Source organism: Sphingomonas hankookensis (genome assembly GCF_001619955.1).
GTDB lineage: Bacteria > Pseudomonadota > Alphaproteobacteria > Sphingomonadales > Sphingomonadaceae > Sphingomonas > Sphingomonas hankookensis_A.
This window is the reverse complement of the sequence record NZ_LQQO01000034.1, coordinates 1-13,070: the sequence shown is the minus strand read 5'-3', so window position 1 is coordinate 13,070 and position 13,070 is coordinate 1. Positions and strand designations below refer to the sequence as shown.

At 67.2% G+C, this 13,070-nt stretch carries 11 protein-coding genes; 6 read left to right on the top strand and 5 right to left on the bottom strand.

The window, feature by feature from the left end; genetic code table 11:
- Positions 1 to 44 precede the first annotated feature (44 nt).
- Positions 45 to 1,466 (bottom strand): succinylglutamate-semialdehyde dehydrogenase, encoded by a 1,422-nt coding sequence (gene astD / locus AVT10_RS12040; protein WP_066691696.1) that lies wholly within the window; start codon positions 1,464 to 1,466, stop codon positions 45 to 47.
- Positions 1,463 to 2,659 (bottom strand): aspartate aminotransferase family protein, encoded by a 1,197-nt coding sequence (locus tag AVT10_RS12035; protein WP_066691685.1) that lies wholly within the window; start codon positions 2,657 to 2,659, stop codon positions 1,463 to 1,465. Before AVT10_RS12035 ends, astD begins: the two co-directional genes overlap by 4 nt.
- A 236-nt stretch (positions 2,660 to 2,895) precedes the next feature.
- Here AVT10_RS12035 and AVT10_RS12030 point away from each other — a divergent pair, with 236 nt between their 5' ends.
- On the top strand, positions 2,896 to 3,783 hold the full coding sequence (locus AVT10_RS12030) for an aldo/keto reductase (RefSeq protein ID WP_066691684.1): 888 nt from the start codon (positions 2,896 to 2,898) through the stop codon (positions 3,781 to 3,783).
- A gap of 55 nt (positions 3,784 to 3,838) precedes the next feature.
- Here AVT10_RS12030 and AVT10_RS12025 read toward each other — a convergent pair whose 3' ends face one another.
- Positions 3,839 to 4,144, bottom strand: coding sequence for a hypothetical protein (locus AVT10_RS12025; RefSeq protein WP_066691683.1), 306 nt, complete (start codon positions 4,142 to 4,144; stop codon positions 3,839 to 3,841).
- Positions 4,145 to 4,461: 317 nt separating this feature from the next.
- Between AVT10_RS12025 and AVT10_RS12020 the strand changes: the two genes are divergently transcribed.
- From AVT10_RS12020 to AVT10_RS18290, 4 genes are all read left to right on the top strand, one after another.
- Positions 4,462 to 6,891, top strand: coding sequence for an alpha/beta hydrolase family protein (locus tag AVT10_RS12020; RefSeq protein ID WP_066691681.1), 2,430 nt, complete (start codon positions 4,462 to 4,464; stop codon positions 6,889 to 6,891).
- A gap of 221 nt (positions 6,892 to 7,112) precedes the next feature.
- A complete protein-coding gene (locus AVT10_RS12015; protein WP_066691678.1) occupies positions 7,113 to 9,443 on the top strand; it encodes a bifunctional diguanylate cyclase/phosphodiesterase in 2,331 nt (776 codons plus the stop codon).
- Between the two features lie 34 nt (positions 9,444 to 9,477).
- Entirely contained in the window at positions 9,478 to 10,887 is a 1,410-nt protein-coding gene (locus AVT10_RS12010) for a methyl-accepting chemotaxis protein (RefSeq protein WP_066691675.1), read from the top strand.
- A 641-nt stretch (positions 10,888 to 11,528) separates the two neighbouring features.
- Positions 11,529 to 11,702 (top strand): hypothetical protein, encoded by a 174-nt coding sequence (locus AVT10_RS18290; protein WP_157092770.1) that lies wholly within the window; start codon positions 11,529 to 11,531, stop codon positions 11,700 to 11,702.
- Here AVT10_RS18290 and AVT10_RS12005 read toward each other — a convergent pair whose 3' ends face one another.
- Positions 11,703 to 12,293 carry a recombinase family protein gene (locus AVT10_RS12005; RefSeq protein ID WP_066691673.1) on the bottom strand — a complete coding sequence of 197 codons (591 nt, stop codon included), beginning with the start codon at positions 12,291 to 12,293 and terminating at the stop codon, positions 11,703 to 11,705. It abuts the gene before it with no gap.
- Positions 12,294 to 12,399: 106 nt separating this feature from the next.
- On the opposite strand from AVT10_RS12005, the gene AVT10_RS12000 reads away from it, so the two are divergent.
- Entirely contained in the window at positions 12,400 to 12,603 is a 204-nt protein-coding gene (locus tag AVT10_RS12000; protein ID WP_066691670.1) for a hypothetical protein, read from the top strand.
- 195 nt (positions 12,604 to 12,798) lie between these two features.
- On the opposite strand, the gene AVT10_RS18585 is transcribed toward AVT10_RS12000, so the two are convergent.
- Entirely contained in the window at positions 12,799 to 12,945 is a 147-nt protein-coding gene (locus AVT10_RS18585; RefSeq protein ID WP_183953131.1) for a hypothetical protein, read from the bottom strand.
- Positions 12,946 to 13,070: the final 125 nt, after the last annotated feature.

Below are 13,070 nucleotides of genomic sequence, written 5' to 3'. Positions count from 1 at the left end.
CAAAGAGAATGGGGTGCCGATCCCGGTGCCGCGCAGGAGGATGGTCAGGGCTGGCCGGGTTCGACCACGGGCTTCAGCGCGTCCCAGTTACCCGCCGCGCTCCCCGCCTCGAAGCTCGCCATCGGATAGGCGCAGTAATCGGCGGCATAATAGGCGCTGGGGCGGTGGTTGCCCGAATCGCCGATGCCGCCGAACGGCTGCGCCCCCGCCGCGCCGGTGGTCGGGCGGTTGCGGTTGACCACCCCGGCGCGCGCCTCGACCACGAACCGCTCCCACAGCGCGTCGTCGGTGGTGAGCAGCCCGGCGGACAGGCCGAAGCGGGTGTCGTTGGCGGCGTCGATCGCGGCGTCGACGTCGGCGACGCGGATCACCTGCAGGACGGGGGCGAAAATCTCCTCGTCGGGCACCGCCACGCCGGTCACGTCGAGCAGCGCGGGAGTGACGAAGGCGGCGCTGCGTCCCTCGATCCCGCCGAAGCGCACGATGGCGCGGGCGCCGGCGGCCTCCAGCGCGGCGACTTGCGCGCGGGCGGTGGCGGCGGCGGCGTCGGAGATCAGCGGGCCGATATAGGGGTTTTCGTCCCAGCGGCCGATGGGCAGGCGCGGGATCAGCGCGGCGACCGCGTCGATGACCGCGTCGCCGAACGCGCCGTGCGGCACGATCAGGCGGCGGGCGCAGGAGCAGCGCTGGCCGGTGGTGATATAGGCCGACTGGACGATCAGGGCCGCGACTTCGGTCACGTCGCCGTCCCACGCGATCAGCGGGTTGTTGCCGCCCAGTTCCAGTGCGAGGATCACGTCGGGCCGGTCGGCGAAGGCGCGGCGGAAATGCGCGCCGGTCGTCGCCGATCCGGTGAACAGCAGCCCGTCGATATCGGCGGCGACCAGCGCCGCACCGGTTTCGCGCGCGCCCTGCACGACGCTCAGCACGCCGTCGGGCAGGCCGGCCTGGCCCCAAGCTTCCGCCATCGCCGCGCCGACCGCCGGGGTCAGTTCGGACGGCTTGAACACCACCGTGTTCCCGGCGAGCAGCGCCGGCACGATATGGCCATTGGGCAGGTGGCCGGGGAAGTTGTACGGCCCGAGCACCGCCATCACGCCGTGCGGGCGGTGGCGCAAGACGGACTCCCCGAACGGCATCGCGCTTCGCTTTTCACCGGCACGCTCGGCCTGTGCAGTGATCGACAGTTCGACCTTGCTGATCATCGTGCCGACTTCCTGCGTGGTTTCCCACAAGGGCTTGCCGGTTTCGCGCGCGATCAGTTCGGCGAGCGGTGCGGTGCGTTCTTTCAGCACGGCGGCATAGGCGCGGGCGATGGCCACGCGATCTTCGAGCGACGTACGCCGCCAGTCACGAAAGGCGGTGCGGGCGCGGGCGATAGCGGCGTCGACATCGGCGGCGCTGGCACTCGGGCCGGACCAGACGGTCTCGCCGGTCGCGGGGCAGGTGGAGGTCAGCATGCTCATGCCGCCTTAGCCATCGTCCCGCGCGCCGCGACGCAGGCGGCTTCCAGCCGCGTCACCGCCTCGGCAATTTCCTCCGCCGAGATCAGCAGCGAGGGGAGCAGGCGCACGCAATTCTCGCCGCCGCCCGCGACCAGAATGCCGTGGTCGCGCGCTACCCCCATGAACTCGCGATTATTGAAGATCATCTTCAGGCCGATCAACAGCCCCTTGCCGCGCACCTCCGCGATCACGTCGGGGAAGCGGGCGCGGAGCTCCTCCAGCCGTTCGAAGAAATTGGCGCTGGCGGCGCGGGCATGGGCGAGCGTGTCCTCGTTCGCGATCGTGTCGAACGCGGCGATGCCGACCGCCATCGCCAGCGGATTACCGCCGAAAGTCGTGCCATGGACACCCGGCGTCATGCCCTTCGCGGCCTCACTGGTGGCAAGACAGGCGCCGACCGGGAAGCCCGATCCCAGCGCCTTGGCCAGCGCCATTATGTCGGGCGCCGCGCCGTCGAACCACTGGTGCGCGAACAGCTTGCCGGTCCGGCCCATGCCGCTCTGCACCTCGTCATGGATCAGGAGGACGCCGTGATTGCGGGTCAGTTCGCGCAGGCGCAGCAGCCATTCGCCCGACAGCGCGCGCGCACCGCCTTCGCCCTGCACCGGTTCGACGATCACCGCCCCCGTGGTCGGGCTGGCGATCGCCGCCTCGATCGCCGCCGCGTCGTCGATCGACAGCTGGACGAAGCCCGGCAGGCGCGGGCCGCAACCCTCCATATAGCCGGCATTGCCCGATGCATTGATCGCGGCATAGGTGCGGCCGTGGAACGACCCGGCGAAACCGACGATATCGATCCGCTCGCTTTGGCCGTTTACATGGTGATAGCGCCGCGCGGTCTTGATCGCGCATTCGACCGCTTCGGTGCCGGTATTGGCGAAGAACACGCAGTCGGCAAAGGATGCCCCCACGAGCCGCTCGGCCAGCGCCTCCTGTCCCGGAATGCGGAAGATGTTGGAGACATGCCACAATTTGCCCGCCTGCTCCGTCAGCGCCGCGACGAGGGCGGGATGGGCATGGCCCAGTGCGTCGGTGGCGATGCCGGCCACGCAGTCGATATAGCGCCGCCCCTCGGTATCGATCAGCCACACGCCCTCGCCACGCTCCACCGCGATCGGCGCGCGGTTGTACAGGTTCATCAGGGCGTGCGTCATGGCGGTTCCTTCCGGTCGATCCGGGAATGGGCGCGTGGGCAATCCGTTCGGCGTGCCGCACCCGGGGGGTCGTATGCGCGGTCTAATGAACCCGTCGGGCCGGCCCCCGCAAACGCAATGGCGTCATCTGCTGATGACGGATCGGAATGAAGGGCACTGCGCAATCGGGCGAAGCATGGCGACCGCCCGGAATTTTCGGCATTGCCGGCAGGGACGTAGCGCCTACACCAGCGGCCATGTTCACGCCCGATCCCCATCCCCGCCCGCTCGGCAAGAGCGATATCCTCGTCTCCCCCCTCGCCTGGGGCATGTGGCGCTTTACCGGCGAGGTCGCGCCGGCGCGCGTGCTGGTGGAGGCGGCGCTGGAAGCAGGGATCACCCTGTTCGACACCGCCGACATCTATGGCGCGGATACGCCCGCCGGCTTCGGGTCGGCCGAGGCGCTGTTCGGGCAGGTGCTGGCCGAGGCGCCGTCGCTGCGCGACGCCATGGTCATCGCGACCAAGGGGGGCATCCGGCCGGGCAATCCCTATCGGTCGGATGCCGGCTATCTGCCGGAGGCGGTCGACGCCTCGCTTGGCCGGATGGGGATCGAGCGGATCGACCTGTACCAGATTCACCGCCGCGACTTCCTGACCCATCCGCAGGAGGTCGCGGCCAGCCTGACGCGCATGGTCGAGCAGGGCAAGGTGCGCGGGATCGGCGTGTCGAACCACAGCCCGGCGGAGGTCGATGCGCTCCAGGCGTTCCTCGACCTGCCGATTCTCAGCACTCAGCCGGAATTTTCGCCGCTGCATCCCCAGCCGCTGTTCGATGGGGTGCTGGACCAGGCGATGACGCGCGGGATGGCGGTGCTGGGCTGGTCGCCGCTGGGTGGCGGGCGGCTCAGCGGTGGCGATCATCCCGCCACGCTGCTGCTGCGTGATCACGGCCAGCGCTTCGACGTCGATGCCGCGACCGCCGCGCTGTCGTGGAGCATGGCCCATCCGGCGGGCGTCATCCCGATCGTCGGATCGCAGAATGCCGACCGCATCCGCGCCGCCGCCGGGGCGCTGCGCGTCAGCTGGACCCATGCCGAATGGTATGCCGTGTTGCAGGCGGGGATGGGCGCGACGCTGCCCTGACAGGGCGACGGCCGCACCCCTTGCGGGATGCGGCCGTGGTCGATGTGTCGAAAGATCAGTAGCCGGCGAGGGCGCGGTCCAGATTGATGCCCTTGGCCTGCCAGCCTGCGCGCGTGTTGCACTGGGTCCGGCGGAAACGCGATCCGACCTGTTCGGTAACGAAGCAGTAGCGTGCGTTCGGACCGGCCTTGTACGCGACGGCGGCCGGGCCGGCGGCCAGCGTGATCGTCGTCGCCATCGCGCTCGCACCGGCAACGCTGGTTGCGACGGGCGTCGGGACTTCGTTGGGTTCGGCGGCGAAGGCCGAGGTCGTGGCGACCAGGCCGAGGACGATCGAAGCGGCGAAACGGATGGCGGTCATGATGGTGGCTCCCTGAATTTTCCGGTTGGTTCCGGTGATGCCAACTACATTGCAGCCACCGTGCCAGTTTTTCACAGCAGGCAAATTCAATGGTTTAGCTTTCGACTACAGATGTAGCTGTGGGATGTGCCGCTATTAGGTCGGAAATTTCGCCAGAGTTTCGCGCAGGGGGTTCGGCCTCGATGAAAGCCGCAACATCATTCTGAAAATTCGTCACCCCGGGCTCGACCCTCGCGAACTGGTTTCGCTTGTAACCGCCTAGCGCCCGGCGCCCGCGCATGTCAGGATGAACGCCAAACGACCACAAGGGGGTATGAATGCGCGCTGGTGCCTGTCTGATCGCTCTGCTGCTTGCCACGACCGCCCATGCGCAGGAACCGGCCACCGGCTATCACCGTGCGCCCGATGCCATTGCGAAGATTTTGGAAACCCCGCCGACGCCGGGGGTCGCGGTCAGCCCCGACCATCGCACGCTGGCGATCCTCGGCCGCGAGAATTTGCCGAGCATCGCCAATCTGTCGAAGCCGATTCTGCGCCTTGCGGGCTATCGCATCGATCCGGCGACCAATGGGCAGGCGGAGATGCGCGTCCAGTGGCTGAACGCGCTGAGTTTCAAGGATATCACGACCGGCCGCAGCGTCGCGGTGAAGCTGCCCGCCGGCACGCGCTTCGCCGCGCCCGACTGGTCGCCCGATGGCGCGCGGATGGCGTTTTACGTGCAGGAGGCCAATGCGCTGTCGCTGTGGATCGCCGAGCGTGACGGCAGCGCGCGCATGGTTGCGCGGGGCTTGAACGGGACGTTCGGCACGCCGTTCGCGTGGACGCCCGACAGCAAGGCGCTGATCGCCTATATGGTCCCGACCGGCCGCGGCGCGGCGCCGGTCGCCGATCCGACCCCGACCGGGCCGGTGGTGCAGGAAAGCATGGGCCGGGTGTCGGCGGCGCGGACCTATGAGGATCTGTTGCGCAATGCCACCGACGAGGCGTTGTTCGACCATTATTTCACCGGACAGCTGGTCCGCGTCGACCTGACCGGCGCGATGCAGCCGATCGGCCAGCCGGGCCTGATGACCGATTTCAGCGTGTCGCCCGATGGCCGCTACCTGCTGACCGAGCGGCTGAAGCGCCCCTATTCTTATCTGCTGCCCGCCAGCTTCTTCCCGACCGAGATCGTGGTGGCGACGATCGATGGAACGCCGGTCAGGACGCTGGTCGACCGGCCGCTGGCCGACGACCTGCCGGTCGATTTCGACGCGACGTTCAAGGGCCCGCGCGAGACGACATGGCGCGCCGATGCGCCGGCGACCCTCGTCTGGGCGGAGGCGCTGGACGGCGGCGATCCCAAGGCGAAGGTGGCGTTCCACGACCGGGTGATGATGCAGGCCGCACCGTTCACCGCTGCTCCGGTCGAACTGGCGCAGACGCCGGCGCGCTTTGCGACGGTGTTCTGGGGCAATGACGATTTCGCGATGGTGGTCGACCGCGAATGGCGCACGCGCACCGAACATCGCCTGGGCGTCTCGCCCGGCCGTCCCGGGCCGGCACGCACGCTGCTGACCCGCAATTATCAGGATCAATATGGCGATCCCGGCTTTCCGATCACGCAAGAGAATGCGGCGGGCAAGCCGGTGATGCGCTTCACCCCCGCGCGCGACGCGGTGTACGTCACCGGCGACGGCGCGACCAAGGCCGGCGCCTTCCCGTTCCTGGGCGTGATGCCGGTCGCGGGCGGCGAACAGAAGCGGCTCTGGACCGCCAGGGCACCCTATTACGAAACCGTCGTCGCGCTGCTCGACGACAAGGGGCAGCGGATGCTGACGCGGCGCGAAAGCGCGAAGCTGGCCCCCAACTACATGCTGCGTCCGGTCAAGGGCGGCAGCGCGAAGCCGGTCACCGATTTCGCCGATCCCGCCCCCGCGCTGGCCGGCGTCACCCAGCGCACGATCACCTACAACCGCGCCGACGGCCTGCCGCTGTCGGGATCGCTCTATCTGCCCGCCGGCTATGATGCGAAGCGCGACGGGCCGCTGCCGACCCTGCTCTGGGCCTATCCGGCCGAATATACCGATGCGAAGGTCGCCGGGCAGACGGTCGACCAGGGCAATCGCTTCGTGCGGCCGCGCGGGATCAGCCATCTGTTCCTGCTGACCCAGGGCTATGCGATCCTCGACGATCCGTCGATGCCGATCATCGGCGAGAATGGCGCGGAGGCCAACGACACCTATGTCCAGCAGCTGCGCGCCGATGCGCAAGCCGCGGTCGATGCGGTGGTGAAGCTGGGCGTGTCGGACCGCGATCGCATGGCGGTCGGCGGGCACAGCTATGGCGCGTTCATGACCGCCAACCTGCTGGCGCATACCGACCTGTTCCGCGCCGGCATTGCCCGGTCGGGCGCGTATAACCGCACGCTGACCCCGTTCGGGTTCCAGGCGGAACAGCGCACCTATTGGCAGGCGACGTCGACCTATACCGAGATGAGCCCGTTCACCTATGCCAACAGGATCAAGGAGCCGATCCTGCTGATCCATGGTGCGGCGGACGACAATAGCGGCACCTTCCCGATCCAGTCGGAGCGGATGTACGCGGCGCTTAAAGGAAATGGCGCGACCGTGCGCTATGTCGTGCTGCCCAACGAGGCGCATGGCTATCGCGCGCTGGAATCGACCGAAGAGACGCTGTGGCAGATGACCGACTGGCTCGACCGGTATGTCAAGCCGAAGGTGGCGGCGGTGCCGGTGCAGAAATAGCGCCGGCATCCGACGATGGATACCGAATACTAAGCAGTTGAAATCGTTCTGGCGACAGAACAGTGTTTAGCAGTTGCGTAAATTCCGTAACTCGTTGCTGAGGATGGTCGGGAAAGTAAGGACTTTTCCGCCATTCCGTCGAATTGACGATATACCGATATTTAATCGCCGCCCCCCATCCTGTACGACAGGAAGCAGCGCCGGATGGGGGTCCTGGCTGAATGTCGTACCTGTTGGACATGATCGTCTCGCACCATGACCTGCCGGTGGTCCTGCTGGCATTGTTGCTGTGCATCGTCAGCGCGCTGTCCACCTTTGCCCAATTGCAGCGGTCGTTCGAATGCGTGGTCGAACGTCGCCTGCTGTGGCTGAGCTCGGCGGCGGTCACCGCCGGGGGCGGGGTGTGGTCGACCCATTTCATCGCGATGATCGCCTATCGCAGCCCGTTCGCGCTGCAGTTCGACCAGTTGCTGACCGCCGTTTCCGCGACGATCGCCATCGGCGCGTTCGGCATCGCCTTTGCCCTGTTGCGCCAGGCGCGGGGGTTGCCGCTGGTGATGCTGTGCGGGGCGGTCGCGACGCTGGGCATTCTCGGCATGCACCTGACCGGCATGGCGGCGATCGCCAATGCGATGGGCCACCGGGTCGATCACGGCATGATCGCCGGCGCGGTGCTGGTCGGATGGGTGCTGTTGTCGGCGGCGTTCGCGCTGTTCCTGCGGCTGGAAGGGCGGCAGCGGATGATCCTGCCCGCCGCCGGCATGGTGCTGGCGACGGTGACGATCCATTTCGTCGCGATGGCATCGGCGACGATGGGCCAGCATGGCGGGGCGGTGGCGCAGGCCGGCGGGCGGTCGCAATGGCTGGTGCTGTGGATCGTCGCGGCGGCGCTGCTGCTGGTCGCGCTGAGCGCGGTGGCATCGGTGCTCGACCGGTTCCTGACCGACCTGCGCGGGCTGGCCGATGCGACGTCCGAAGGACTGCTCATCACCAGCGACGACCGCATCCTCGACGCCAATGAACAGGCGTGCGCGCTGCTGGGCGTGGACCGCGCGGCGCTGGTCGGTACGTCGACCGCAGCGTGGTTCGAAACGGTCGCCCGCGACGCACTGCGCCCGCATCGCGGCGATGCGACCCGCGCCCGCATCCGCGGCAGCGAGATCGAGGACCAGCTGGTCGAGCTGACCGCGCGCGCCATCGAATATCGCGGTCGCGCCGCCACCGTCATCGCGATGCGCGACCTGACCGAAACCGCGCGGGCGCAGCGGGCGATCGAGCATCTGGCGTCGCACGATCCGCTGACCGGGCTGGTCAATCGCGCCGCGTTCGACACCGCGCTGCACGAAGCGGTGCGGGCCGACACGCCCTTTGCCCTGATCGCGGTCGATCTGGACCGGTTCAAGGCGGTCAACGACCTGTTCGGCCACGGCGCGGGCGATGCGATCCTGATCCGGGTGTCGCGCATCCTCGACGACTGCATCCGTCCGCAGGACCTGGTCGCGCGGATCGGCGGCGACGAATTCGTCGTCCTGCAACGCGATATCGCATCCCTGGACGATGCCCGCCGGCTGGCGGGCCGCATCCTGTCGGGCTTTGCCGCCGAGATGGATTCGACGCGCGATCCGATGGCGGTCGGATGCAGCCTGGGCGTCGTCACCTTTCCGCGCGATGGGACCGACCCGGAAACGCTGCGCCACAATGCCGATGTCGCGCTGTACCGTGCCAAACAGGACGGGCGCGGCACCGCATCCTTTTTCGACGACCGGATGGACCGGCAGGCGCGCGACCGCCGCAGCCTCGAACATGATCTGCGCCATGCGGTGTGCCGGGACGAATTGCAGCTGGTCTATCAGCCGCTGGTGTCGACCGCGGCGGGCGAGGTCGTCGGCTATGAGGCGCTGCTGCGCTGGGACCATCCCGAGCGCGGACAGGTGCCGCCGGCGATCTTCATTCCGGTCGCCGAGGAAGCGGGCACGATCATGGCGATCGGCGAATGGGCGCTGCGCCGAGCGTGCCGCGATGCCAGCGAATGGGCCGAACCGCTGACGCTGGCGGTGAACGTCTCCCCGGTGCAGCTGCGCGTGTCGACGCTGCCGATGGTGGTGCGCAGCGCGCTGGCCGACAGCGGACTGGCGCCCGGCCGGCTGGAGCTGGAAATTACCGAGACCGCGCTGCTGCGCGACCGGGACGTGTCGCTGGCGATCCTGCGCGAGATCCGGGCGCTGGGGGTGCGCATCGCGATGGACGATTTCGGCACCGGCTATTCGTCGCTCAGCAACCTGCGGCACTTTCCATTCGACAAGATCAAGATCGACAAGAGCTTCGTATCGGCGATGCACGAGGACGAGGCGGCTCGCTCGATCGTCCGGGCGATCGCTGGCCTCGGCAAGGGGCTGAACGTGCCGGTGGTCGCCGAAGGGGTCGAGAACGAGGTGCAGCGATCGATGGTGCAGGCCGAGGGCTGTGCGCTGGCGCAAGGCTATCTGTTCGGGCGGCCCGAAGCGATCCCGGCGCGGCGGATACAGACGGTGGTGCGGATGCGCCGCGCGTGAGCGGTGGTGGCAACGATGTTTGGGGGGACGTCAGATGATTGCATGGTTTTCGCGTAACGCGCCGATCCGGGTCAAATTCCGGGTGCTGGCATTGGTGTATCTGATGCTGTCGGGCGGGATTGCCGCGCTGGCGATCCTGGCGGCGTCGGGTTCGATGCTGGTCGCGCCGGGGGTGGTCGTCGGCGGGGCGCTGGCCGGCGTGGCGGCGATCGTCGGTGTGACCTTCGGCGCGTCGCGGCTGATCTGCACCCCCTATGTCACGACGGTCGTGCGGATGGAGGCGCTGGCGGCAGGCGATCTGGAAAGTCCGGTCGCCTATACCGCCAATCGTGACTGCGTCGGCCGCATTACCAAGGCGATGGCGACGTTCCGCGAAAGCGCGCTGGCGGCGATGGAGCGCGATACTCAGCGGCAGATGGTGGCGATCATGGGTGAGGGGCTGGGCAAGCTCGCCGCCGGCGACCTGACCGCGCGGATCGACGCCGACTTGCAGGAACCGTTCCTGTCGCTGCGCGACGATTTCAACGCCGCCGTCGCCTCGCTGCGTGCAACGATGCTGTCGGTGTCGACGGTGGCGGGCACCATCCACAAGGGCGCGAGCGAGATCAGCGCGGCATCGGACGACCTGTCGCAGCGTACCGAACAACAGGCCGCGAGCCTCGAACAAAGTGCCGCCGCGATGGAGCAGATCACCGCGACGATGCGCGAAAGCGCCGCCAGCGCAGCGCGCGCCGACACGATCGTCGGCACCGCGCGCAGCGAGGCGGTCGAGTCGGGCGAGGTCGTGCGCCGCGCGGTCGACGCGATGGGCCGGATCGAGCGGACGTCCGCCGAAATATCCGACATCATCGCGGTGATCGACGGCATCGCGTTCCAGACCAACTTGCTGGCGCTGAACGCCGGCGTGGAGGCGGCACGGGCGGGCGATGCGGGCAAGGGTTTTGCCGTGGTCGCTTCCGAAGTTAGGGCGCTGGCGCAGCGCTCGGCCGAGGCGGCGAAGGACGTGAAGCAGCGCATCACCGCATCGGTGGAAACGGTCGATAGCGGCGTCGCGCTGGTCAGCGAAACCGGCCGCTCGCTCGACCGGATCATCGCCCGGATCGGGGAGATCAGCACGCTGGTGGCGGATATCTCGGGCGCGGCGGTGCAGCAGTCGCAGGGCCTGTCGCAGGTCAATACCGCCGTGGCGGAAATGGACGGCGTGACCCAGCGCAATGCCGCAATGGTCGAACAGAGCACCGCCGCCGCACGCAGCCTGTCGTCCGAGGCCGATGCATTGTCGGGTGAGATCGCCCGCTTCCACCTGGGTGAGATGGTGGTCCGCGACCAGCGCGACACGGTGCAGCGCCTGCCGGTGCGCTCGGTGCCGCGCCCGGTTCCGCAGCGCATGGCGCGGGGCAATGCGGCGGTCGCGGTGGTGGAGGATGACTGGTCGGAATTCTGATGCCGGGGGGCATTGGTCTGGTGCGCTTCTTCGAGCCGCCGAAGGGTGAGGCTGACCGCTGCCCTGCCACCATCGTCACCCCGGACTTGATCCGGGGTCACGCTTCTCCTTTTTCGCACGGCCGGGGAAGCTCGACCCCGGATTACGTCCGGGGTGGCCGAAATAGGATGCGTGCCGGCTGGCTGATTCGCGCCGGAGGGTTGGTTCCCAGGCTTGGACTGCGCGGAATCACATTTGATTCGCTACCACTCGCAAACAATTTCGATGGATCGATTTCGGGCAGCGAATGGATGGCTGGCGCGTCCGCGATCAGAAATCGAGCAGGACGTGCCTCACCGCATTGTCAGCGGAGTTATGCGCAACGATCGGGGGCGCGACATGGCAAAGCCATGTCGTCGGTCGCCGCAGTCGGCGCCGGCCATGTCGTCTCCGAGAAGCTGAAATAGCCTCACTATTTCAGCGAGACGACTGGAGCGGGCGAAGGGACCGCACCATGCCCATCTTCTCGACCATCCGGTGACGCTCCGCTGACTGCCTCGCGACGGCCCCGCAAGCGTTCGGTGATGGCCTGTATGGTGGTCGGCGCATCGGTTTGGTCGATGGTGGCTGGTGCCTCGTCAGTGAGGTCGGGGGTATGATCCATGGGTGACGCTTTCGAGGGCGGTTGCGGCGACGATCATGGCGACGAGGCGTGCCCGATCTGCCGGGGTGAAGAACTCAACCCGGCCTTCCTCGCGCGTATCGAGCAGGCAGGCGCGCAGCCGGGGAAGACGATGACCTTCGACGAGGCGATGGAGTGGTTGCGCGCTCGCTGATCAGGCGGCGAGCGCCATTTGCTGCTTCACCCGATGGACGGTCGCGACACCGACCTTGAGCTTCTTGGCGGTGGCGTTGATGGAGACGCCCTTGGTGAGGGATCGCTTGATACGCTCGACCTTCTCGGCGTCGAGGGGCGGTCGGCCTGACCGTTTCGTGGATCGGGCCAACCCGGCCTTGATCCGTGAGATGATCATCTCGCGCTCGAAGTCGGCGAACACCGACAGCATGCCGAACATGGCGCGTCCGCTGGGCGTGCTGGTGTCGAGCGCCTGCTGGTGGAGATAGAGGTCCACGCCCTTGGCGTTGATCTCGGTGAGGAAGGTGACGAGATTCTGGAGGGAGCGCCCGAGCCGGTCCACGGCCCAGCTTGCCACCATGTCGATCTCGCGCCGCGCGACAGCCTTCATCAGCGCATCGTAGCCGGGGCGCTTGTCACGTCCCTTCGATCCGCTGATGCCATGATCGCAGAACTCGGCGACGACTTCCCAGCCAAGTCGTTCGGCGACGGCCATGAGTTCTCGACGCTGGTTCTCGGTGGTCTGGCTGTCCTGTGAGACGCGGGTGTAGAGGGCAACGCGCTTGGTCATTCCAGAATGACTCGCTCCAGTTCTGGAACGGGTCAAGCAGTTCATTTAGTTCGATTATTTCCCGTTCGTGTGAGAGCCTTCGACCGTCATCACCATGGAGGCGAGTATGGCGCGAACGACGATCCGGGATCAGCGTGGTTTTATCATCGGGCATATCGAGGACATGACGCAGGGGCGGCAGCGAGCATTCAACTTCGCGGGCCGCATCCTTGGCACTTACGACCCCACCACCGGCAAGACGGTCGATGACACCTTCCGCATCGTCGGGACCGGCAACCAGTTGATGGGGCTCATCGAACGGGCGAAGTGAAAACGGGGTGGTTGTCGGCGGTTGCCCAGTTTGTGCATTGAGCCGCGATTCAACGAGGCGCAAAGCAGTCGAGCTTCACCCGTCCAACGGTTGAGGAAGCGGATAGGCTGGCGGTGTCCAGCGCGGCCCCCTCCACAAGGGCAGCAGCCTCACCAGCCTATCCGCGACCTTTCTATCAGATGATGTGGCGGCGCGTCACTTGCGGGGCTTGCCCGCATCGCTGCGCTTCTCGCGCCAGCGGCCATCATCGTTCTTCGCGCGAGTCAGCCCTGCATTGGGTCCGGTCTTGACCTTCGGGCCACCCTTCGTGCGGTCGTTGCCATTGCTGTCGAACAGTCCCATCGGCGATACCTCCTTCGTGCTTCCAAGATATGCATGCCGGGTGGTGGTGCCAGCTTCCGCCGCATCATTTTCAACTGCTTTTCGAAATGGAGATGTCAATCGGCGTCCAAAAAGGACCCCCTATC